Here is a 25,556-nt window from a genome sequence, read left to right on the forward strand (position 1 = left end):
TCTAATTGATCCGGTTCCGCTCTTCCTGCGCCCCGCCCTCCTTATGCGTTGCTTTTGATCCGCCAAATGCCCTGCTATACGTGAGTTTCATAACAGGGAAATAAGAAGACTCCGCAGTATACACTACTTTAGTTTTTAAATCATGTGCTTCCTCCGCCACCTTTCCAAAATAAAATGGGATATGCATGTTTGCAAAAATATCTTCAACAGCAAATTGCAAAGTACCTTTCCCCAGTTCTTTCTTCACACCTGCATTCACTTCTCCAAAACCACCCACTTTCTTTGAGCCATCATAAGAAGGCCCCCAGTAAAAACCTGATAATTCCCCAGACCATCCTTTTTGAAATTTAAACTGCTCGCTGAAATTCACAGTTCCTGTAAAGTATCCCTTCTCTCCGGGAGTACGTGTATAGTCCAGTTTAAATTTCCGGTAAGCCGCCAGCAGGGAATAATTCATACTCCACCACTCCGTGAGCTTCACGGGTATACTTGCCTGGAATACCAGGTTATGCTGCCACAACATATTTTGCGACGACACGATCAACACCGCACTATCAGGTGTCTCCGTCATCTGCCAGCGCGAAATTGGATGATCATCCCTGCTGGCCAGCAGGGAAAATGAATAGCCTTTGATGTTGTAGCCTACCTTAATAATATTGGTGATCGTTGGCCGTAATAAAGGATTCCCCGATTCATAAGAATTAGGGCCCGTATAGGATTTAAACGAAGCCAGATCAGTATAAGCCGGCCGGGTAATGCGTTTATTATAAGAGAAAAACAATTCATTCCCACCCGCAAATGTTTTATTAAAAGATAACACCGGGAACAACTTCCCCATCCTCCGTTCCGTTGCTGACAATCGCGTATCCGCATATTCATACCTGCTGCCTACCGTCAATGCTGTCGTAGCATCCAGCTGCCATTTTACAGAAGCATAGCCGGCGCTGATCAACTCTTTCATCACACCGTCATTCTTTGCATTAGTGCCTGTTACATATTCACCATTCACAAGACTCCTGATACCAGACGCACTTTCTGTACGATTATAACTCCCTTTCACACCAGCTTCCAGTTTCAATTTTTCATTCCATTGCTTTGTATAATCCAGTTTCACCACACCCACCTGGATCAATGAATTGGCATAACCTTCCTGCATCGGTGCAAACAATGTATCGTTATTCCCAATCTCCTGTCCTTTCAGGTTCACAAAGGAATTAACGGCTTTACTGGGCCGGTCTAATGTATAGCGCAGGTAATCTAAATTTAATAGCAAATGCTTTCCTTCCACATAAAAATCTGCAATGGTATTCTTCCATTTCATGTATTCGTTGACATCTACATGATTGTAAAGAATAGAATCAGGCAATACATTAAACATACCACTATTGATATTATGCAAATGCGTATGACTATATCCATACAATAAACTGCCACCCATATGTTTTGCATCAAAACCAAGCCTGGCAGTATGACTGTTTTCCACAGGCTGCATCACACCCGTTACATCAGAGTAAGTCAGGCCACCATACAAAGGCTCCATCGCCGTACCCACTGCATGCCAGTTCGAATTAGCCCTGTTGTGATTATAACTATAAGAGCCATACCATTTATTATACCCTAACTGCACACTGGCGCCAGCCTTCTCTCCCCAGCCATAACCCGCAGTAGCACTGGCATTCCCATTAAAACCAACACGCCCGTTTTTCTTCAGCACAATGTTAATAATACCTGCATCGCCTTCTGAATCATACTTAGCACCCGGCGTAGTAAGTAGCTCAATCTTCTCTATATCATCCGCACGCATACCTCTTAATAACGCGACCACCTGTGTAACAGGCATCCGTAACAATTTCCCATTCAGCATCACCATCACACTACTCTTGCCATTCATAGAGATACTATTATTTCTATGATCAATCATAATACCTGGTGCACGTTCCAACACCTCCAGCGCTGCACTGCCCTTTGAGAGAATACTACTTTCCACATTCACCACCATACCCTCTTCCTGTTGCTGGTAAAGCGGCTTACTTCCCCGCACCACCACCTCTCCTAATTGCCGGCGATTCGGTTGCAATACCTGCACACCCAAATTTCCTATAGATGCAACGTATACATTCAACACCTGAAAGCCAATCGCATTCACCCGCAATACATATGCTCCTGCCGGTACTGCATCAATTTGAAATCCACCCTGTTCATCAGCAACTGCTCCTTTGAAAATGCTGCTATCAGCCGCTTTCAGCAAAATAACATTGGCAAAAGGAACCGGTATTCCTTGCTCATCCTGTAGTTGGCCACTTACCTGCGCCATGGCAGACGAGCAAATTGCGATGAAAGCGCATATCAGAAAAAGAGGTTTCATAATGCATGTTTTCAGCAAAAGAATCTAAAATCTCTCCCGCTGAAAAAAGCGTATGACCACCCGTAGTAAATAATTGATGAAACGCCGTCTTCCCATTCATGTATAACCAGCTGCATTTCACCATTTATCCCGGTTATTTCATATAATTATACCCGCCACCATGCAGGTTTTTCGTAAATTAGGAATATGGAAAAGCATTGGTTATTTCGTTACAGGCTCTACCATCTGCCATTCTGGGTCATGTATCATTATGCCTGGTGGGTGGTGTCTTACGGCGATCCGCTCAGGGCGGCCAATTCCATCCTGTTCACACCACATGCCGTCGAGTTCGCCTTTTATGTCGTCTTCCAGGCAGTAGCCGTGTATTTCAATTTATATTATCTCATTCCCCACTACCTCCAGAAAGGTAAGAACGCTGCCTACATGGGCTACCTGGCCCTCACCCTGGTCACAGCAACACTATGTATAGTAGGCGGATATTATTTAATACCGGCCCCCAGCGATCTTTGCTTTTGGGGTTTTGTAGGCAAAGTCCTGCCCAGTACCATCGCCAGCATGACCCTGGCCATGAGTATCAAACTCGCGAAGCACTGGATGAAAACAAAAGAAAGACAACAATTACTGGAAAAAGAAAAACTGGAAACGGAACTCAGGTTCCTCCGTAACCAGTTTAATCCACATTTCCTGTTCAACAGCATTAATTCCATCTTCTTTCTCATCCATAAAAACCCGGATGTCGCCAGCGCTTCACTCGCTAAATTTTCGGAGTTACTAAGACATCAGTTGTACGAATGCAACGAACATCACATTCCACTCGACAAGGAAATCAATTTCCTGGAGAACTTTATTGAACTGGAAAAACTAAGACAAAATAAGAACACGCGTATACAGGTTCATTTCACTGACAAACCCGTACCACAGCTAACGATAGCACCCTTTATATTAATGACATTTATTGAAAATGCATTCAAGCATGTATCAGGGAATGAGGCGAACTGGATCAATATTTACCTGGAACTGGAAGGAGAAACGCTGGTATTCAGGGTGAGCAACAGTACGACTGACAAGGCTTGCAGCGAATACAGCGGCATCGGCTTACAGAATGTAAAACGAAGACTGGACCTCTTATACCCAAATGCGTACTGCCTGGAAATAAAAGAATCCACAGATCATTTCAGCGTTCAACTGCAAATCACTTCTTTCTCCGGTAATGCAGTGGAGACACTCCCACTTGCAATTTAAACTGCCGGTTAAAATAGGAAACATTGTTAAACCCGCTCTCATAACACACTTCGCTAATCGATACTTCCTGCTGCTGTTGCAGCATCTTGCAGGCATAACTAATGCGCAGGTCATTTACAAAAGCAGATAAGGTCTTCCGGGTATGCTTCTTAAAATACCTGCAAAAGGCTTCATTGGATAAATGTGCGATACCTGCCACCTCCTGTAGTGTAAGATCCTTCTTAAAATTGTCTAAGAGATAGTGATAAATACGGTTCATCCGCTCCGTTTCTTTTTCCACATGGGCCGTCACATGACCGGATAACAATGTATACGGCCCCGCATGCGCCAGTAAATTCAATAAACTAATCAACCCTGCCAATGCCTCCGTTTCATCCCCATTCACCATATCATGCATCTTCCGGGCAGCAGCATCGCGCACATCACTGTTAAATGAAATCCCATACAGGGAACGCTCAAACAAAGCCTTAATATGCCTGAAAATGGGCTTATCAAAAAATCCATCTCCCAGCACATCTTCCCTGAATTGAATCACGATCTGGTGTACCTCCCTGTCTCCCGGCAGGTGTTTATTATAAAAGGTATGAGGCAGATTGGGCCCCAGCAGGCAAAGATCGCCGGGCCAGAAAGGAGCGATACTATCCCCCACATAGCGTTTACCACTACTTTTCATCACATAAATGATCTCATATTCCGGGTGAATATGCAAAGGGAAATCATTATAAGGAAAGCGCTCTTCTTTCACAACAAAGAGCTTTTCGCCCATTATTATATTTTCACTGAAAAAACCCATTAGTCAATACAGTATTAAAACAGGTCAAAAGTGTGCAAAGGATATCCGGTTTAAACCTACATTTTTGAACAAAATTAGCCAAATGCTATTGAAATCGGTGATAGATCATGTTGAATTTAACAGTACCGGCAGCAGGGGAATTCTTGAAAAATAGCACATCCAGGCTGGTGTAAGAGAAAGAATTCCTTAATAATAGGGCTAAGCAGGGAATAACCTGCCAATAACCCGCAGATATCCCGCCTCTTATATAATGCGGGTTAAAGGCGGCTTATAGGCGGGATATAGGCGGGTTATCTGCGGGTTATCTCCCTTTTTACACAGGCGAAGTACCAGGTTTGGCCAGCCGAAGGCCCCCGTTTTAGAAAATAGAAAACTAAATAGTACACGATCATGAAATCGATTCCACTCTGGATAATGTTATCATTATCCATGAAATGTTACGCTCAGGTCTCAATTATCCAGGTAAATGCGAATCAACAGCTTAACCACATCCCTTATTCCCTCTATGGCTCCTGCATAGAAGATGTGAACCACGAGATCTATGGCGGTCTCTACGATCAGCGCCTCTATGGCGAAAGCTTTGAAGAACCGGCCAAAGATGGGGTCAGCAGTATGTGGATACCCATGGGTGAAGGCAGCTTTGCCCCGGATAGTACACAGGCTTACAATGGAAGCAAATGCCAGCTCATCATCAACAAAGGTGGCATCTATAACCAGGGCCTGAATCACTGGGGTATTGCCGTACAAAAAGGGCAGGCCCTGGAAGGGAGTATTTATTTAAAGGGTTCGCAGCCTGCCACCATCGCCCTGCAAAGTGCCGATGGCCGTACTACCTACGCCAGCACAAAAACCGGCCCCGTCACCAATGCATGGAAGAAGTGCAGCTTTGAATTAAAACCCAATGCTACTGATTCCAATGCCCGCTTCGCCATTTATACCGCCGGTGAGGGTAAACTCTGGCTGGACCAGGCTACCTTGATGGCACCCAAAACAGCCCGGTTCAAAGGGCTCCCCATCAGGAAAGATATTGCTGTCAAAATGCAGGAAGAAGGTCTGCGATTCCTGCGCTATGGCGGTACGATGGTCAATGCACCCGGATATCGCTGGAAGAAAATGGTAGGCCCCCGCGACCAACGCCCTCCCTACAAAGGTCATTGGTATCCCTACTCTTCTAATGGCTTCGGCATCCTGGAATTCCTGCAATTCTGTGAGGCCGCTGGTTTTGATGCCGCATTTGCCATCAACATTGAGGAGACTGCTGCCGATGCCCGGGACCTGGTCGAATACCTGAAAGGTTCCGCTAATACCACCTGGGGCCGTAAACGAATAGCCGATGGACACCCTGCTCCCTACAAAGTGAAATATATTGAAATAGGGAATGAAGAAGTACTTTTTGATGGTGACAGGGCAGATCAATATGCTCACTACATAGAACGGTTCAATGAGCTATACGATGCAATTCATAGTAAAGACACCAGCCTGCAACTTGTATGCTCAGTATGGTGGAGAGCCGAATCTCCCAATACTGAAAAGCTGTTCAATGCCATCGACGGCAAAGCCGCTTTCTGGGATCTTCATGTAGGAGGTGATGATCCGCGCGAAGGCCTGAAAGTAGATAAAGACCTCACCCAAATGGAAGCCCTGTTCAAAAAATGGAACCCGCACACTACAATGAAATGCGCCATCTTCGAAGAAAATGGTGGTTTGCACAATCAGCAGCGTGCACTGGGCCATGCCTCTATCCTGAATGCCGTACGCCGTCATGGTGAATTTGTACTCACCTCCTGTGCTGCCAATGCACTACAGGCATTGCACCAGAACGATAATGGCTGGGACCAGGGGCAGATCTTCTTTACACCTGCCAGCGTATGGGGCGTACCACCGTTCTATGCTACTAAAATGGCGGCAGCCAATCACCTGCCCATTGTGTGCAAATCAACTACAGATACCACCCTGGATGTCACCGCGACGATTAGTGAAGATGGTAACACCATCGTCCTGCATATCGTCAATGCATTCAATAAACCCTGCGAGGCACAAGTTATGCTCAATCATTACAAGGCCCGCAATGCCACCATCTGCCAACTCTCCGATGCAGTATATACTGAGCATACAACCACTGCTGACAAATTAAAATATACTTTTCCACCTGCTTCTTATACGATTATCAGATATGAAAATTAAATCCATCCTTCTATTATTACTCCTGTGCAAAATTTCATTTGCACAGATCCATCCATTGCCCCTCACCCAGGTGAGCGTCAACGACCCTTTCTGGTCACCAAAACTCGCCACCTGGTCACATAAAACAGTATACGATGTACTGAATAAACTGGAAGGTAAATACGAACCGGACCGGAAAGACCTGGTTGATGAAAAACAAAAACTGGGGCATACCCGCAATGCTTTTCACAACTTTGACCTGGTAGCCCAGGGCAAAAAGGACATCGGCACACACGATGGCCCTCCCTGGTATGATGGCCTGGTATACGAATCCATCAGGGGTGCTGCAGACCTGCTGGTACAATACCCTGATCCTACACTGGAGCAGCAACTGGATGGCTATATCACACGCATCGCTGCAGCACAGGCCGCAGATCCGGATGCCTACCTAAATACCTATACGACCCTGGTCAATTCCAACAAACGCTGGCAAAATGAACGCTGGCAGCATGACCTCTACAACGCAGGCATGCTGGTAGAAGCAGGCGTACATTATTACAAGGCTACGGGTAAAACCACCTTGCTGACCGTAGCTGTGAAAATGGCCAACTACATTTATACCCAAATGGGTCCTGCGCCAAAGGCAAATATTATTCCCGGTCATGGTGGGCCTGAAGAAGCCTTCCTTAAACTGTACCAGTTATTCAAAGATCACCCTACACTAAAATTAGCCGTTCCCGTTACTCCAGATCATTACTTATCCACAGCACTTTTCTGGATCACTGACAGGGGGCATTACAACAATCCTGATGGCAGTACCCGCGAAAGCTATGGTGCCTACAACCAGGATCAAAGCTCCGTATTCGAACAGCAAACCATCGAAGGGCATGCCGTTCGCGCTACCCTGCTGGCTACAGGTATCACGACTGCTGCGTTACTGAATCATGACCCGGCATATATTACTACTGCTGACAACTACTGGAACAATATGGCGGGCAAACGCACCTTCATCACCGGGGGCCAGGGAGCCATTCCCGAAGACGAGAAGTTCGGCCCGGACTATTACCTCCCCGAATCTGCCTACCTGGAAACCTGTGCTGCTGTCGGTGCCGCATTCTTTAGTGAAAAGATGAATGAGCTGAAAGAAGATGGGAAGTATATGGATGAATTTGAGCGGGTGATTTACAATAATCTCCTGGCAGGTGTTTCGCAGGATGGCACACATTATTTCTATGAAAATCCATTGACCGCCACACATCGCAGTCGCTGGGTATGGCATGATTGCCCTTGCTGTCCGCCAATGTTTTTGAAGATGATAGGCGCATTACCTCAATATATTTATGGAGAGAGTAATAATGGTGTGTATGTAAATTTATTCATCAGCAGCAAAGCCAAACTAAAGAACATCAGCCTGGAACAAACTACCGCATATCCTGCCAATGGTCGTGTACTGCTTAGGGTAACCAGTGCAGGTAGTCAATCCATTCCCCTACATATCCGTATTCCAGGCTGGGCAACAGGCAAAGAAAATCCATTTGATTTATATACATCTTTATTAACAGGTAAAGTGCTTGTAACGGTGAATAAGCAGCCCATAGCTGTAAAAACCCTAAACGGTTATCTCACCATTGCGAGAACCTGGAAAAAGGGAGACACTATTACCATAGATCTTCCTATCACACCCAGGATGGTTTACCCCCATCCAGATATCCGGGAATTAAAAAGAAAAGTGGCCATTGCCGCCGGTCCGGTCGTCTATGCAAAAGAAGGGCCTGACACCATCAAAACCGCACCAGCAAAGGCCAGCATCAATGGCCTGATCCCTTTTTATATGGTCGCCAACAAAGACGACCTGCCCTATAGCGTATGGTTGCAACAATAAAAATTGCATTATTTTAAGCCTGCCACAGGCACCCTCCTAAAAAAACAGCTTCTGCCAAAGGTGGAAGCTGTTCTTTTTTGAAATGGTATTATTATCTTGTTGACACTTAAAATCAACAAGATATGATGAGGGCATTGATTCTACTGTTATGTTTAAACTATTCTCAACTTTCCGCGCAACAAAAAAACTTCCCCATCACCAGCTACGGCGCCAAAGGTGACGGCAAAACCAACAACACCAGCGCTATCCAGGAAGCTATCGACAAAGCTGCTGCTGCCGGTGGTGGCACAGTAGTCGTACCCGCCGGTAAATTCGTGACCGGGGTCATCGCATTAAAATCAGGCGTAACCCTGCACCTCGCTCCCAACGCCTTCCTCCTCGCTACCACCAGCCGTAAAGATTATGGCCCGGGTAAAGCCTCTGCCCTCATTGTGGCAGACAACCAACAGCACATCGCCATCACCGGGAAAGGCACGATCGATGGCCAGGGTGAACTGCTGCTGAAAGACATCTTCGACATGCTGAAAAAAGGCACCTTAAAAGATAAAGAATGGCAGCATTATAACGAATGGGGGCAAATGCGGCCGGAAGAAAACAACCGTCCAAAACTGATTGCATTCACCAATTGCCAACATGTAACTGTAAAAAATGTGACGATCCTGAATGGCCTCTGCTGGATCCAGGACTATGTAAGTTGTACAGACATGATGTTTGACAGCATAAAGGTAATCAGCAATACCTTCCTGAATAATGATGGCATCGACCTGGTAGACTGTAAAAACGTAAAACTCACCAACAGCAGTTTTGATGTGGCAGATGATGGTATCTGCCTGAAATCGCACGATACTGCCGGCCTTTGTGAGAATATCTATATCGCCGACTGTAAGGTCCGTTCCAGCGCCAGCGGTTTTAAAATGGGCACCGCCTCCTGGGGAGGGTTCAAAAACATTACTGTAAAAAACATCTATGTATATAACACATTCCGCTCCGCCATCGCCATCGAAACAGTAGATGGCGGTATCGTGGAAAACATTGATATCAGTAATATCACCGCGAAGAATACCGGTAATGCCATCTTCCTTCGCCTGGGAAAACGCCAGGCACGCCGTGAACCGGGTACCCTCCGCAAGGTGCGCATTTCCAATGTAAAAGCAGACATACCAGCTACTAAGCCAGATGCAGGGTATAATATGGAAGGCCCCCCTGAACTGTTTGAACACAATACTTTCCCTGCCGGGATCTATGGTATTCCAGGCCACATCATCCAGGATGTGACCTTAGAGAATATAGATATTACCTATGCTGAAAAGTCTAAAATGGCGGTGGCCAATATGAACGTGGATTCCCTGCACCGCATCCCGGAGGCGATCAGTGACTACCCTGAGTTTTCCATGTTCAGGGAACTGCCGGCATGGGCTTTCTATGTAAGACATGCGGCTGGCATTACCTTTAAAAATGTAAAACTGAACTATACCGGGGAAGAATTCCGTACAGCCTGTATTTTCGATGACGTGACCAGCTTGAAATTAGAAAAAGTGAAGATTAATAAAGCAGCATCTAAGCCGTTGATTATATTAAATAATGTGAAAGACCCGGTATTGGATGATCCTTCCTTAACTAAGTAAAGGCAAAGAGCTTGTATTAAAAGTAAAACTTCCGGCATTAAGTACCTTCCAATTACTTTTAATACAAGCTCTTTATGCTGAAAATGGTTTTCATTCCTGCTGGTGAATTCCCTCTTTCATGAATGTTCTATTCTGAAATAAATTCCAGTAATCGTTGTCTCGTTACCGTCTGGTTGCCCCAATAAAAAGCATCCATTTCATCCAGTCTCGACAAAGATGCATCTGACTGGTTTGCCAGCCAGCCTACAAATTCCTCCCGGGAGAGAAAGAGCCGCACCTTATCATCCATCATCCCATCCCACAATCCACCATAATAATAAGCACCATTGCGATACTCCAGGCCCATGCCGCAATAATCACGGTGCCCGAATCCAAAACTCCTTGTCTGCAATCGATTTGCTACCTGCTCTGCCAGGGGCAGACCATACAGCTCTGTTTTACTTTCCAGTAACCTGCGCCAGTTTTCCTGTTGCTTACGCACCTCCTGGCCTCTTTTCTTTTGTACCTGTTGTGCCTCCTGCTGTAGCCGGCCCTTACTCACCTGTTTATACACAAACTGGTTCATGGCCAGGTCAGCCTGCACAATCAAACCACCCAGTTCCGGTTCCTGAAATACATATCTGGATACCAGTGAATCGAGCTTTTTATCTGTCGGCCATATCAACACCGGCTTTCCGTCAGTTCTGATTCCGTTCATGGACAGTAGGGCAGGTGCCTGAAAGCGGATACTCCCCCTTATACAATTATATTTCTCCAGTACTACCCGGAGCTGAAGGTCTATGGCTGATTTTAATTCTTCTCTGGACGTCATTAGGATAGCTTTACGAACTAGGTGACAATTTACATTTTCTCAAATTAAAATGATTATCAATTAGTTTTTCTTTTTATTAAGAAAGGGGAAGCGACCCTACATATATAAATTATTCGTCTTGTTTAAAATCAGCCATCCCTTAAAACAAAACCGCTCCTATCAAAAGACAGGAGCGTTTTTTATTATTTACTCACAATCTCAACACTGCCCCGCAACCGGATATCTTTAGAAGAACTCCCTACCATTATTTCAAATTTCCCGGGCTCCACGGTGAAATGATCGTTGATATCCCACAACCCTAATTCATGCTTCCCTAACACAAAACTCACTTCCTTCTCTTCCCCCGGTGCCAGGGTGACTCTTTCAAACCCTCTCAACACCTGCGTATAGGTTATCACACTACTAAATTCGTCATGAATATATAATTGTATCACCTCATCACCTTTTACACTCCCCGTGTTCCTGACCTTACAGCTAACAGTAATATTCCCCTCAGGTCCTTGCTGCGCTGGGGTCACTTTCAGCTCACTATACCCGAATGTAGTATAGCTCAGCCCAAACCCAAATGGATATAAGGCTCCATTCACCGCAGTTTTGGCAGATGCCTCTGAACCGGGCTTGAATGGAAATGCATAGGGGATCTGTCCAACTGATTTAGGGAAAGTCACCGCCAGTTTACCCCCCGGGTTATAATCCCCGAACAAAACGGAGGCAATCGCCTCGCCCCCAAACTCACCCGGGAACCATCCATGAATAATAGCCGGAATATTACGCTGTGCAAAATTGATACTGGCGGCACGGCCATCTAATAATACCAGTACTACAGGTTTGCCGGTAGCATATACGGCCTCCAGTAAACGCTCCTGTACAACGGGCAGATCTAAACTGGTCCGGGAACGGTCTTCCCGCACCGTCTTTTCAGAACCTCCCAGTACAAGGATGGTCAGCTCAGATTTTTTTGCCAGGTCCACCGCTGCATCCAGCATACTTTGCTCAGCACTGTCAGCCGGGAAAGCCAGGATCTCATCCTCCGGGAAATGTTTACCCACTATATCACACCCCTTCTCATAACCCACAGCTGCCCCCGGCAGCATCGCTTTGATACCATCATATACTGTGATCAAAGGCGCATTCGCTGGACCATACCTCGATAACAGTCCTTCTACTTCTTTTGCATTCGGGCCTATTACAGCTACTGATTTCAAAGATTTGCTCAAGGGCAGGGTATGTGCATCATTCTTTAACAATACAATAGATTCCAGGGCTGCCTGCAGCGATAAGGCCTGGGCCGCAGCAGTATGAACCTGGTTCGCATCTCCCCTGTAAGGATTATCAAATAAACCCAAACGGAACTTTACCCTTAGCACCTCAGCCACCCTTTTATCCAGCATCTCCATAGAGACCTTGCCATCTTTGATCGCCTCTCGCAATGGGTTGAGAAAATCTTCAGGGATAGAAAAATCAGTCCTGATATTCACCCCTGCATTTACCGCCATCGCCACCGCATCCTCCATCGTAGGTGCTACCTTATGCTTCTCCGTAATAAATTCCAGCGCCCTGCTATCAGTAGTGACATACCCATTAAAACCCCATTGATGCCTCAGGATATCGGTCAGGAAATAAGAACTTCCCGTCACCGGTACGCCATCATAGTCATTGTAAGAACTCATCACCCCCATAGCATGTGCTTCTTCCACCGCTACCCTGAAAGGTTCCAGGTACAGGGTTTTCATCTCCCTGGGGGCCACATGGGGATCGGTTCTCGTGCCACCATCCCTGCCACCTACCGGTACAGAATATACGGCAAAATGCTTGATCGTAGCCGCCACCCCATTCTTTTGCAAAGCCAGGATCATTTGTTTCCCCAACTGTCCTACCAGGAAAGGATCCTCGCCATACACTTCTTCCGCACGGCCCCAGCGAGGATCCTGTACAATATCAAGTATAGGGGAATAAATATTCGTATAACCTAAGGCGCTGGCTTCCTTGCCTTCCACCATACCAATGTTGTAAATAAGGTTCTTATCCCAGGTCGCTCCCTGCCCGCATTGTGCGGGGAAAGAAGTGGCCCTGTCGTGACATAAACCCCGTATCCCTTCATTGGTAAAGTCTACCGGGATACCCAAACGGGTATTTTCAATAAACCACTTTTGAATCGTATGGATCGTTTCAATATGCTTGCTGTATGGAAAAGCATATGCTGATTTGAACTTACCCACCCCATTATGCTCTTCATCGATATTCCCGATCCCATCTTTCCAGATCTTCGTCTTCCATTCCGGTGTAGGCAGGGCATCTTTCAACACCCTCCCTGAACCGTACAACGTAGCCAGCTGGCAGGTTTTCTCTTCCATCGTCATTTGCGCGATCAGATCACTGATCCGCTCTTCGATATTTGCCTTCGGGTCCTCATACACATCCTTCTTCCCATTTTTGTTAAGATCTATCTGAGCATAAGAAATAGAGTGGAATAGTATAGCACAAAGTATTATTAAAAGCTGCTTCATAATTTATAACTAAAGTCATCATACAAAGGCTGCAAAGTCACTACATCCTTTGCGGTCTCTTTCACTACAGTAATTGCAAATATTTTAATGTTCTTATTCTCCGGCAGCGTAATGTGCTTAGCATGCGCAGGAATCGCTATCCTGTATTTGTACAGGTAGCTATAATTGTACGCCTCATTCTTTGAAGGATATGCCAGGTGCCTGTGAGAAGCAAACCAGGCAATGTTATCCTTTTTCACAAATGGGTCCGCAATGCTTTTCACCGTGATCTCATCCTGCTCAAAACGACGATTGTAATACTGACCGATATAACCTGTCCATTCCTGGATACCTACAGGTGTAATCCTGCCATCAATGTCAAAATTCCCCAGGGTATCCTTATCTGCAACTGCCAGGATATACACAGCATTGTAATCGCCATCCGGCAGCGCTATTTCCTGTCCTTTACAAATCACTGCATTACTATCCTCATCAGCACGACTTCCCATTTTAAACTGCACATCCTCACTCACAATGGTATCCGGCACCAGTTCAGCGGGTATACTATACCGGCCTTTCAGGTTGCCATCATCCCTGTTATTGTCATAGCTGAATGCATCTACATTAAAAGGTAGTGACACAGGGCCCTGCGCCACTACGCTTTTAATTGCTACAGTTGGAGCGAACTTTACAGCAAAAGATCTGATAGCATCATGTCCCATATCAAAAAATACATGCTGCCCATCAAACTTTGCTGTACCGATGCGCTTTTCCTGGCCATTCACTTCATACGCATCTGCGATACCTGCAGAAAACTGTACGGTGACGCCATGTGTATCGATACCCAGCAGCTCGTTTAGTCTCACGATATAATAATCATCCGCCCCTTCCATTTTCTTAAATGCCATCACACCTACCTGTGGTGTGCTAATCGCTAACATAGATACCTGCTTACCATCTTTACCTGCATGTGCATCTGTTTCGAATGCCAGCAATGGCTGATTTAAAGCCTGGCCCTGCCATGGCGTTAAGCCCTTGCGCCAGTCACCTTCATGGGCATAGATGCCGTATTTAAAGGTGTGCCTGCCCCAATCCTGTGTACCCTGAACAACATAGCGCTTATCAGGTTTGGGTGTAAACAGCAGGGTTAAACGCAGGGTGGTATCGTTCGGTTTATCAGATCCATACTTACAATCCTCCAGGATAGATACCCCGAATTGCCCGCTTTTATCTGTCTGATCAAACCACTGATTAGAAGGTGCCTCGTAGGCTTTCTCATGATTGCGGGGCCTTGCAATCGTACCTACACCCATATTATAGGTGGTGCTATCATTTACAGCAGTGAGAGGAAATGCCGCCTTCAGGCTCACACCCTTTGATTGCCAGTCCAGCAGGTTGTCAATCTCAAGACGCTTACATCCGGCGGCAAGACTCAAAACCTGGGTCATCTGTGAGCCCAAACCTTTACGGCTCACGGCAAGTGCTACACGCAGCGGACCATTCTCTACTACGCGCAGGCTCGCTTCCTTGTCCAGGTGATCAAATGGTGGTTTCTGACGCTCATCCCAGTCCATGTTCCATGCAGGCCAGGTATAAGATTTTTCTGTTTGAAAATCCAGTACAGCAGGTTTGCTCAGCAACTCACGCTTTGTAACCTTGTCGTAGATGCTGGCAATATTCCCATCCGCACTGACAGTTACTTTATAAAACTCGTTCTCTAATGAATGCCCGCTCACCTTCAGTTCCGTACTTTGTTTCACACTGCCAATCCTCACATCATACACCGCCAGTCCTACTGAAGGCACCTTTGCCTGGAAAATAAATTTCAGGGCATGCGCTGTACGCTCAATGACCTGGCTGTTCACTACCTTGCCATCAGGTCCATATACCACCACATCTTCCGGCACTTTATCAAATGACAAACTAGCGGTCACCACATCCTCCCTTTCTATAGCCAGCGGATTATATACCACGATAGCACGGCCTTTCACACGGGTATCCATTTCCTTTGTCAAAGTCTTCAATGAATTTTCTAACACCGCAGCAAATCCATTGGCCGCTACATACTCATCATTCCATGCATACTCGTACGCCTTTGGAATAGAAGTACCCGGCAATACATCATGTACCTGGCTGCCTAATACCAATTCCCAGGCATTATTCAATTTCGCAAAAGGGTATGCCGCCCCACCTTTATAATCTGCCATCACCGCCAGTTGCTCAGCCGCTTTTGCCAGCAACTCATTCTTCCTGTTCATTTTCTTCATGAAAGCCTGGGAAGTAATGGAACCGGCGCTATGTTCTGTCAATAACAATTCCCCTTTATATGTGGGTAAGTCCTTTTGTATCTCCGGCGTAATGTCTTTAAAGATCTGGTCAGAAGATGTCAGCAATACCTTAAACTTACTATCCGCATTATTCAAACTTCCTTCCGCATGCTTTACATCATTTTCCCTCGGTGCACCACCCTGGTCTCCTACACCATAATAATGGAAATCAAAGGCATACCCTGATTTCTTCCTGTTATTATCCAATCGCTTGCTCCATCCCTCATCCAGGTCCAGGCGCACAGGTACATGACTTACATAGGAACCTCCATTCAAAGCAGACAGCAGCCCATTGCCATCGGGGCCATACCAGGTACCAATATTAAAAGGAATACCCACCGCAGAACCCCATGTTAACTTCTGTGTGGAAAACCCGATCAACCCTGCATGATGTAATACTGAAGGCAAACTCGCAGGGAATCCAAAACAATCCGGCAACATATAATCCTGGCTGACTACCCCAAATTCTTTCTGAAAGAAATTGTTGCCATACAGCACCTGTCTTAATATTGATTCCGGTGTAGCCATCACAGTTTCTGCCTCATCTACAGATGATCCGGATACATGCCACCTGCCCTTAGCGATATAGTATTTCACCCTTTGATACATATCAGGATAATACTCCTTCATCATATGGTAGCGGCGGGAGCCTGTAAAATTGTAAGCATAGTCCGGATACTTCTCAAACAAAGGAAAGTTCTCCGTCATGATGTTTTTGATATATTCATCGATCACCTGTGGATAATCCCAGTTCCACTCCGTATCCAGGTGTGAATAACCAATCGTATATAATACTTTATCTTTCGCGATATTGTATTTAGTCTGAGCTGTTGAAAATGTAAAACCCAGGAGACCTGCAAAAATTAAGATGTGCTTTTTCATTTAATAGCCTTCGTTTTGTGTCAATACCGCGCCTGTATTCAAGTCAATATCAGACTGCGGTATAGGAAATAAATTTTGATGATCCAGGATACCTACACCAGGGTTCGAGGGATCATTATTGTATTTCCTGACACGCTCCACCAATTTCTTTAACCGCATCAAAGTGAGCATCCGCCATTCTTCTGCATACAATTCCCGCGCTCTTTCATCGAGAATAAAATCGATCGTTACATCACCCGCGCTAATCGTAGCGGCATGCGAACGGCTCCGTACTACATTAATATCATCTGCCGCTTTACCGGCATCACCTAATCCTAAATAGGCCTCCGCCCTCAAGAGATAAGTCTCTGCCAGTCGCATAGCATACAGGTCCTTGTGGTTATACCCACCGCCAGACCTACCTAAGTCAGTATAGTGGTTCAATGGCGCTGCCACTTTCATATAATAAGGAAAGAGATATTGCGTAGTATCTTTCAGTGCACTGGAACGGCTGCTATACAGTTTCCAGTCAATCACCTTACCATTGTAAGAAGAAGCAGGATTATCGAAATAGAAATGCCGCTTGATATTCGCTTCAGCATTTCTGTCATCATTCCAGTCGCCATTCCAGATGTTGTAAGCCAGGTAATTGGTAGGTCTGCACCAGGCTACCGGTCTGCCCAGGGTATCGCTGTAACCGGTGTAAGTGCCATTGTACAACTGGCCCTTGATTGCCTTCACACCATCAGGCGCATTACCCACCCTGTAATAAGCAGGACCAAAGGCACGCTCACCGGAATACTGGCCACCACCTGTGGTATTAGGTTCATTTTGAATCACCCAGATCGCTTCCCTGTTATCACTCAGGTTCTGGTTATCCATGGTAAACAGGTCAAAGAATGCATTCTCACTTGCGAAGATATTCAGCTGTTTGCCGAACCGCTTCGTCATCAATGCGTACCCATAATCATTGATGACATGCGAAGCGGCATCTGCCGCCTCCTGGTACTTTTGACGTGCCAGGTATACATCACTCAGTAAATGCCAGGCAGCACCCTGTGTCAACCTGCCCGCAGCTGCTTCACTTCCTCTCTTAGGTAAATTAGCAGCAGCATATGCCAGGTCCTCTTCAATCAAAGAATAGACAGAATCCTTGCTGGCTCTTACAAAATCAGTTCTCGGTGTAGAGACAGGCTTTGTCAGCAAAGGCACATCACCATACATCGTCACCAAAATGCGATAACTGAATGCCCTGAAAAATTTCGCCTCAGCTATATACCCTGCACGCTGACTGGCATCCGTCCATACAAAATTATCAATCCCCTGCAGCACTGTATTAGCCTGGTATACCAGGTCAAAAGCTTTGGTCCAATATTGTTGCGGTAGTGAACCCGTAGGTACGATCTCCGTATCCCAGTTACACAAAGTACCACCGGCAGGATCTTCGCCATAATAGGCTTCGTCCGTACCCAATGCTACATAACAGAACATATACTTCTCATCCACATTACTGTACCAGTTACGTCCCAGGCTATACAAGCCTACCACCCCCATCTCCACATCACTGGGCGATTCAAAGGCATTGGCACCCGATACAAAATCGATCGGCTTTTCATCCAGCACCTTATTACTACAGGACGCTAAAAACAAGCTAAGCGCTCCCAATAAAATATATTTCATCTTCATTGCTTTCTTTTTTTAAAACGAAGTATTCACACCCCCAATAAAGCTTCTGATCATAGGTGACGTAACACCCGGGCCACCATCAGGATCCCATCCTGCCCATTTGGTCCAGGTATAGAGATTCCTGCCACTCACATAAAAACGCAGGTTATTAAAGCCCCATTTTTTGATCACCTTGTTATTAAAATTGTAAGACAAGGTCACATCCTGCAGGCGTACGAAACTTTTATCCTGGTACACAGAAGGGGCTATCTTAGGATTGTAATACATACCTGGTGCATCATTCACCGGGTTGTCAGGTGTCCAGTATGCACGTACGTTAGGCCTGTTCAAACGATAAGCCTTGTCCGTACCACCTGTTACCAGTACACCAGTATTGCTCGCCATATAATAGCCATTGCCCCCCTGAACAGAGTTCAGGAAAATACTGAGTGAAAAACGTTTATAGCTGAGCGTATTATTGATACTGAAACGATAGTTAGCATCAGTAGAACCTAGTATCTTGCGATCGCCATCAGCAGTGATCTGTGCATCTCCATTCTGATCTTTGATCTTAAACTGACCGGGATAGGAACCCGCCATGATCGTCTTGTTGAACAGATCTTTTTCCTGCCAGATCCCCTGCGTTTCATAACCATACACTGAATTGATAGACTGTCCTACGAACCAGCCATTCCCGATATCCTGGGTAACATTATCATACAGTTTGGTAATCTTATTCCTGTTGATGGCAAATACGAAACCGGTGGTCCAGTTGAAGTCCTTCTGTTTGACATTCTGTGTTTCCAGGCTTACTTCCACACCATGGTTCTTGATACCCCCGATATTATCCCATACACTTGAGTTACCGGAAATAGTAGGGATCGCTCTTTCCACCAGTACATCGGTAGTCGTAGCATTGTACACATCTACACTACCACTGATACGGCTATCCAACACGCGGAAGTCAATACCTGCGTTCACAGATTTTGTTTTCTCCCATCCCAGGTCATCGTTCCCCATAGAGGATGCATAGAGACCGATTGCAGTATTGGCGCCAAATACAGTATTGGTGCTGGACATTTCGGCCTGGCTATTGTACGCACCAATACCCTGGTTCCCATTCGTACCATATGATAATCTTAACTTCAGGAAGTCTAACCATTTCACCTTCATGAATGATTCTTCTGTCATCACCCAGCCCAGTGATACTGAAGGGAAGCTCCCCCATTTCTTATTACTTCCAAACCCGGAATAACCATCCCTTCTTACAGTCGCAGTCAAGAGATAGCGGTCCCTGAATCCATAATTCACCCTTCCCAGGAAAGAGCGTGTATATTCCCTGGAACCTGCGCTGGAACTCGTCTGCACTTCTGCCAGTTCAAGGGCATTATAACCGAGTTTTTCAGAGTTGAAACCCGTACCTGAAGCAGCCGTAGTTTCACTTGTCAGTTCCTCATCACTATGCAATAAGGTGACATCAATGCTATGGATCTTATTAAAGGTATGCTTGTAAGTAATGATATTATTCACCAGCCATTTCGTTTGATTCTTAATGGTCTTACCTGCACTACCATTCACCTGGGAGCCCTCTGCAATTGCTTTTGGGAAATACTGGAAATGACGGTTGAAGATGTAGTTCTTGTTGTAGTTGAACTCGTACTCCAGGCCTTCGATCTTTGGGATCCTCATTCTGCCTTTCAGCACCAGGTTCAGGTTATCGATAGGTTCCTTGTCTGACACATACAAGTGTGCGAGTGGGTGGTAAGCGTAAGACTCGCTGGCAATGTACACGGGGAACTGCCCTGCCTCATTGTATTTATTACCCAGCGGACTTGCAATGAGGGCATTTGCCAGCGAGGTTTCCAGCCCTGAATAATCGCGGTGTGTAAAGGTTGGATCAAATTCTATTTTCAGCCAGTCGGTAATTTTATTTTCAAACTTGGCAAAGAAAGTCAGTCTTTTAAACTGATCGTTGACAATAATACCCTGCTGATCGGCGTAAGATGTAGATAAATAATAGTTGGTTCTTGGTGTCTTTCCTGATACGCTCAGGGAATAAGATTGGATCGGTGCTTTTCTGAAAACTTCATTCAGCCAGTTGATCTGGTAGCCATTCAGGTAATTGGTTTTCTCCTCATCAGTTCTCAGGTAAGAAGCCACCACTTCTTTGTCATTCACATCGGGTCTTACCGGCCTGTTATCAGCACTGGCAGGCCCTGTAGCATACCAGCTATACAGATCCTGCTGATAGTAATAGTCAACAAGTCTGCGGGCATATTGCTCCGCATTCATGATCTTCGTCATTTGGGTATTCGCGTGATCCTGGCTACCATAGTAAGCATTCAGATTGAAGGTAGGCTTATCGGAACTACCGGTTTTAGTAGTGATCACGAGCACCCCGTTCGCAGAGCGGGAACCGTATACAGCAGCGGAACTCGCATCTTTAAGCACATCTACAGAAGCAATATCATTGATGTTCAGATCGGCGGTGGAACCATTAAAGATCACACCATCCAAAATGATCAGCGGCACATCGCTGGCAGATAAAGAGGTTTTACCACGAATAGAAAGGCCCCCTGTTTCTCCCGCCATGCTACCACTTCGTGCATTCAATCCCGGGGTGATGCCCTGTAAGGCTGCTACCAGGTCAGTGGTGGCAGAATTCTCCTTCCCCTTCATATCAATGTGAGAAATGGAGCCGGTGAGGTCTTTTGCTTTTTGCGTACCATAACCTACTACCACGAGTTCGTTCAGTTTGCCCATATCTTCCTGCATGGTCACTGACATATTCGCAGCTGCCGCACGTTCTACGGTAGCAAAGCCGATATAACTAAATACCAGGATCGCATTGTCACTCACCTTAATGGAAAAGTGACCGCTGGCATCGGAATTGGTACCATTGTGTGTACCTTTCTCAATAATGTTTACCCCAATTAAAGGGAGCCCTTTATTGTCGAGCACTCTGCCCGTAATGATTTGTTCCTTTGCATGATAAATGACAATCGTAGTCTTGTAAGTTTTGAAATTGAGCGAGGTCTCTTTGAGAATGTAATGAAGAATGTCAGTAACACTTGTATTATTTGCCTGATAAGTGATAGGGCGTGAGATAGCAACATCCCCGTCATCAAAAGTAATTCCCCAGTTACTTTTTTGTCCAATAATTTCTAAGGCCTGGGAAAGACTGACTTTATTAAATGTAACCGATATCCGGACATTGTCCAGTTCGTTGGCCTGGGCCCTGAGCACATGTGTAACGCTAAGGCAAAAAATACAGGCAAATAGTAATCCCTGCCTTAGCCCCCTAAGGTATTTTTCCATAAATTTGTGCGAATTTTCTAGTGTTATTTTTTCTGTGATTTTGAAAAAGTAATTCTCAGGAATCAATAGCGGAGGTGGTACCAGCACTTCCGTTTTTTTATGCCTGGAATTATGCGGTGTGTAGTGTTGTTCTGTAGCGCATGTTAGCTTTAGTTTGCGGTGATTAGAATTTTATTATCTGCTTGCCGGTAAGAGATCTTATTTGTCATGCTCAGGATCTGCAGCACATCGTCCAGTGAAGTATTAGGTTTGATCACAACCGTAAAAGAAGGCATGTTGGCATTCGGATTTGCAATAACCAGGTCCGTATTATACCATCTTTCCAATTCCGCTACCACGGCAGGTAGCTTCGTTTGATGGAACTGTATTTCCCCTTTTTGCCAGGCTACGATCTGCATAGTATCAGGCACTTTTTCTAAGGTGATTTCCCGGGGGGATAGGGTCAGGCGGTTATTCGCCTTCAGTATACCATAATTTACACCACCGTTTCCGCCTACCGATACACGGCCTTCAGTCACAGTGATCATTGGCCGTTCTTCTCCATAGGCTTTAATATCGAACGAGGTACCCAGTACCCGTGTATAATAATGGCCAAACGAGACAATAAATGGATGGGCATCATCCTTTGTCACACTAAAGTAGGCTTCCCCTTTCAGGGTAATGTTCCGTTCCTTAAATTTCTTTGAATAAGTAATAGAAGATTCACAGTTCAACCATACATGAGAGCCATCCGCTAATACGAAATCCTTATGTTCGCCGGTGCCGGTAGTGATCGTTTCAAGCTCAGTGCCGGTGAATAAAAACTTCAGTGGTAATATTAATAATAGTGCAATCGCGGCCGCCCAATACCATATTTTATAATCAGGTTTTTTATGGATTTTCTTTAATAAGCGCGCATATCTCTCCTCTGCAAGGGTCTGATCAGGGATGACATTAGTGGGGATAGCCTCCCATTCTGCCTGTAAGTAAGCAGAAAACGCCTGGTTGTCTTCAGTTAGCAGCAATTGTTCAATCATTTGCTGCTCTTCTCTGGAACACTCCCCGGAGAAGTATTTTTTCAATTGAGTGGTCGGATCAGGTGGCACAAGAGAGGTGTTTATACTATTAAATACAATGAAAATTGAAAAGAGGTCTATGCGGAGGGAAAATATTTTTTTAGCTGATAATCACGAGGTACATGATCATCAGTACTGCGTCGAACTCGGGATGCAACAGCAGGTATTTCTTCAGTTGTTTGAGGGATTTGATAATCTGGAGCCGTACGGTGTCTTTGGAAATACCCATTTCCTGGGCAATTTCTTCATAGGAGAGCCCATCAAAACGGCTTTTCTGGAAAATTTCACGACAGCGCTCGGGCAGGGTGGCCAGGGCATCGTTCAGGATGCCGACATATTGTTTCCAGATCATATCATGTTCAGGGCAGATATGGAAGGCAAGGTTTTCGATGGTGTCAGGGGTCAGCTGCTGGTGGGTCTTTTGCTGTTTGAGGGTGTTTAATATGGTGTTCTTTGCAATTTTGAAGAGCAGGGCGGAGAATGGCCTGTTTTCGTCTATCTGGGCCCGGTAGTTCCATACTTTCAGGAATACGTCCTGGAGAATTTCCTCGGCAAGCTCCCTGGTGGGCACAATCTTAACAGCATAGCGAAATACGCGGTCCTGGTAGCGGTAGAAGAGCTCCTGAAAAGCGCTTTCCTCATCATTATATTTAATGTTGCGTAATAATGACTCTTCCTCAAGATGTTGATAGTTCCTTCCCATATGACGCTGCAAAATTATAATAAGCGGACAGTAAAGGGGATTAAGGTTAGGTTAATTGTATCTCGTATACAAAATAATATAATCTTTCAGTTTTTCAAGGGGTAAAAAAAATAGCCCCTACCTAAGGCAGGGGCGACAACTATTTCACCTGACCATTTGTCAGTGATTATCCGGTTCAAAATCCAGGGAAACGGAATTCATACAGAACCGCTTACCGGTAGGTGGAGGACCATCGTCAAAAATGTGGCCTAAGTGCGAATTACACCTTGCACATTCCACCTCTATACGCTGCATACCATAGGTGTTATCTTCTTTATAGATTACACTGTTAGGCCGGTCAGCCTCAAAGAAACTAGGCCAACCACAGCTACTGGCAAATTTAGCATCAGAGCGGAACAATTTATTGCCACATACTGCGCAATAATAGGTACCCCTGGTATCTGCATCCCAATATTTACCGGTAAAAGCCCTTTCTGTTGCCTGTTCTCTGGCTACTGCATAGAGGTCAGCCGGCAGGATCTTCTTCCATTCTGCATTGCTGACGTTCAAATGGGTCGTGTCTGTGCGTGAGTAGTGCGGGTTATGCATATCTGGTTTGTTTTTACTTTGCTGAGCGCGGCCGGTGCAGCTGAAAAGCATACAGAGCAGCATGCTCAGGTATCGTGCGTTTCTCATTATTATAGTATTATACTTATAATAACGAAATTCGGACCAAATAAGATTACATGACATTATAGCCAAGCCCTTATTTAACAATATTTTGGGTTCCCGCCACCTGCTCCGGGATTTATCTTGTTAGTTTTACAGTACCCTGTTCCCTCACTGTCTTGCCATAATAATCAGTACCCACTGCCATCCAGATATAAATCCCTTCCGGCACTTTCTTACCCTTCATATTATTACCATCCCAGGCGACCTCACCTTTCCTCGACTTTTGATAGACCTGGTTGCCCATACTATCTAATATATCAAAGGAAGTAATCGTTTTGATCGTTCTTGCATATACCTGCAACACGTCGTTCTGTTTATCTCCATTTGGAGAAAACTCTTCCTGCACCATAAATGCCTTGGGATTAGTCACACTCACTTTCAAGGTATCGGTAGTGGTACAACCATTCTTCATCGTCATCCTGATAAAGAAAGTTTCCGGGGCTTTCAGCGTCACTTTCGGATCAATCACCTTATTATCCGTTAAACCATTATTCGGCAGCCATTCATAGGTAGCACCTTCCATTTTCCGGGCATTTAACTGCAAAGGTTTTCCCGGTTCAGCTTTTACGGCAGGCAATGCCCTGGCAGCGATCGGCTCGGTAATCGTAATATCGTGAATACTTGTTCCTCCCATTGAAGGGCAACTGGGTGGGGTAGCAGTTAATACCACTGTGTAAGTACCTGCCTTCTTATAAGTGAAGCTGGCACTGTTATTCTCACTACTCTGCCCATCGCCGCTATGCCAGCTGTAATCAACAGGGCCGGTAGCCTTGGTTTTGTTGGTAAAATAAACAGAGGTACCGGTACAACCACTTGAATAAGCGAAATCAACTGATGGCAGTAATACCTGTGTCATAGAGATAACATTGGAAGTGCCGGAACAGCCATTCCCATCTACCGCTATCACTTTATAATCTCCGGGCGCCGCCACTCGCAGGGAACTCCCTTTTCCTATAATAGAATCATGCTGCAACCAGGTGAAAGCATATTTCCCTGAAGCACTCAATGGCATTTCCTTTGCGCCACATATCACGGTTCCCCTATCAGCACTGATAGTAGGAGAGGGTAGCATATACACGGTCAGTGCGCCATTCACATAAGTAATGTTATAGTTTTCTGCAACTGCCCCCGAAGGGATCAATATATTGGTAGCATTCACACTAACAGTAGGCCGGGTCTCCAGCACACTATCCGAGTCATCGTATACCCATCCCTTATAGGTCACTGTAAAAACAGGATCTGGTGCACCATAACACCTGGCTGCATTGTTCGCGGTAATCGTAAGCGGTGCTTTGTCAATCACCAGTTTTTCCACCGTACTGTCAGTCGTAAGATCCACTTCACCAGCCTTCATGATCTGCACCATCCATTTGTGATCTTCCAGGAATACCCTTGCCACAGTCGTATCCGAGGAATGCACCTGGATACTATCGCTGAACGTTAGCGGGAAGTCCGGATCGCCGTATTTTTTCTGTCCATATCCTTTTAAACAAATGAAACACAATGCAATGAGTAATCGATTCATATTAAAGATTGCTATACTTTGAAA

General features: G+C 45.5%; 15 protein-coding genes. 4 read left to right on the plus strand and 11 right to left on the minus strand.

From position 1 onward, the window contains the following. Position 1: 1 nt before the first annotated feature. Entirely contained in the window at positions 2-2,365 is a 2,364-nt protein-coding gene (locus tag U0033_RS18260; protein WP_083571776.1) for an outer membrane beta-barrel family protein, read from the minus strand. Positions 2,366-2,551: 186 nt separating this feature from the next. On the opposite strand from U0033_RS18260, the gene U0033_RS18265 reads away from it, so the two are divergent. After that, on the plus strand, positions 2,552-3,607 hold the full coding sequence (locus U0033_RS18265; RefSeq protein ID WP_072364370.1) for a sensor histidine kinase: 1,056 nt from the start codon (positions 2,552-2,554) through the stop codon (positions 3,605-3,607). On the opposite strand, the gene U0033_RS18270 is transcribed toward U0033_RS18265, so the two are convergent. Beyond that, positions 3,558-4,373 carry an AraC family transcriptional regulator gene (locus U0033_RS18270; RefSeq protein ID WP_177318695.1) on the minus strand — a complete coding sequence of 272 codons (816 nt, stop codon included), beginning with the start codon at positions 4,371-4,373 and terminating at the stop codon, positions 3,558-3,560. The genes U0033_RS18265 and U0033_RS18270 overlap by 50 nt on opposite strands. Positions 4,374-4,829: 456 nt before the next feature. Between U0033_RS18270 and U0033_RS18275 the strand changes: the two genes are divergently transcribed. The 3 genes from U0033_RS18275 (at position 4,830) to U0033_RS18285 (ending at position 10,070) form a co-directional block, all read left to right on the plus strand. Further along, the gene (locus U0033_RS18275; RefSeq protein ID WP_072364372.1) at positions 4,830-6,584 is read left to right on the plus strand and encodes a carbohydrate binding domain-containing protein; all 1,755 of its coding nucleotides are present in this window, start codon (positions 4,830-4,832) and stop codon (positions 6,582-6,584) included. After that, entirely contained in the window at positions 6,574-8,445 is a 1,872-nt protein-coding gene (locus U0033_RS18280) for a glycoside hydrolase family 127 protein (RefSeq protein ID WP_072364373.1), read from the plus strand. The genes U0033_RS18275 and U0033_RS18280 overlap by 11 nt, the downstream gene beginning before the upstream one ends. Positions 8,446-8,567: 122 nt before the next feature. Next, the gene (locus U0033_RS18285; RefSeq protein WP_143150889.1) at positions 8,568-10,070 is read left to right on the plus strand and encodes a glycoside hydrolase family 28 protein; all 1,503 of its coding nucleotides are present in this window, start codon (positions 8,568-8,570) and stop codon (positions 10,068-10,070) included. Between the two features lie 127 nt (positions 10,071-10,197). Here U0033_RS18285 and U0033_RS18290 read toward each other — a convergent pair whose 3' ends face one another. The 9 genes from U0033_RS18290 to U0033_RS18330 form a co-directional block, all read right to left on the minus strand. After that, positions 10,198-10,881 carry a hypothetical protein gene (locus U0033_RS18290; protein ID WP_072364375.1) on the minus strand — a complete coding sequence of 228 codons (684 nt, stop codon included), beginning with the start codon at positions 10,879-10,881 and terminating at the stop codon, positions 10,198-10,200. Between the two features lie 182 nt (positions 10,882-11,063). After that, positions 11,064-13,388: a glycoside hydrolase family 3 N-terminal domain-containing protein gene (locus U0033_RS18295; RefSeq protein ID WP_072364376.1), complete on the minus strand. Its 2,325-nt coding sequence runs from the start codon at positions 13,386-13,388 to the stop codon at positions 11,064-11,066. Continuing rightward, complete coding sequence (locus U0033_RS18300) at positions 13,385-16,576, minus strand: alpha-mannosidase (RefSeq protein ID WP_072364377.1); 3,192 nt, start codon at positions 16,574-16,576, stop codon at positions 13,385-13,387. The genes U0033_RS18295 and U0033_RS18300 overlap by 4 nt, the downstream gene beginning before the upstream one ends. After that, positions 16,577-18,241 (minus strand): RagB/SusD family nutrient uptake outer membrane protein, encoded by a 1,665-nt coding sequence (locus tag U0033_RS18305; protein WP_072364379.1) that lies wholly within the window; start codon positions 18,239-18,241, stop codon positions 16,577-16,579. A 12-nt stretch (positions 18,242-18,253) separates the two neighbouring features. After that, positions 18,254-21,538 (minus strand): SusC/RagA family TonB-linked outer membrane protein, encoded by a 3,285-nt coding sequence (locus tag U0033_RS18310; protein ID WP_072364475.1) that lies wholly within the window; start codon positions 21,536-21,538, stop codon positions 18,254-18,256. A gap of 149 nt (positions 21,539-21,687) precedes the next feature. Further along, complete coding sequence (locus tag U0033_RS18315) at positions 21,688-22,623, minus strand: FecR family protein (RefSeq protein ID WP_072364381.1); 936 nt, start codon at positions 22,621-22,623, stop codon at positions 21,688-21,690. A gap of 70 nt (positions 22,624-22,693) precedes the next feature. Beyond that, positions 22,694-23,296, minus strand: coding sequence for an RNA polymerase sigma factor (locus U0033_RS18320; protein WP_072364383.1), 603 nt, complete (start codon positions 23,294-23,296; stop codon positions 22,694-22,696). Between the two features lie 159 nt (positions 23,297-23,455). Then, entirely contained in the window at positions 23,456-23,971 is a 516-nt protein-coding gene (gene msrB / locus U0033_RS18325) for a peptide-methionine (R)-S-oxide reductase MsrB (RefSeq protein WP_072364385.1), read from the minus strand. 112 nt (positions 23,972-24,083) lie between these two features. Continuing rightward, the gene (locus U0033_RS18330; protein WP_072364387.1) at positions 24,084-25,532 is read right to left on the minus strand and encodes an MBG domain-containing protein; all 1,449 of its coding nucleotides are present in this window, start codon (positions 25,530-25,532) and stop codon (positions 24,084-24,086) included. Positions 25,533-25,556: the final 24 nt, after the last annotated feature.

The organism is Chitinophaga sancti (assembly GCF_034424315.1).
GTDB lineage: Bacteria > Bacteroidota > Bacteroidia > Chitinophagales > Chitinophagaceae > Chitinophaga > Chitinophaga sancti.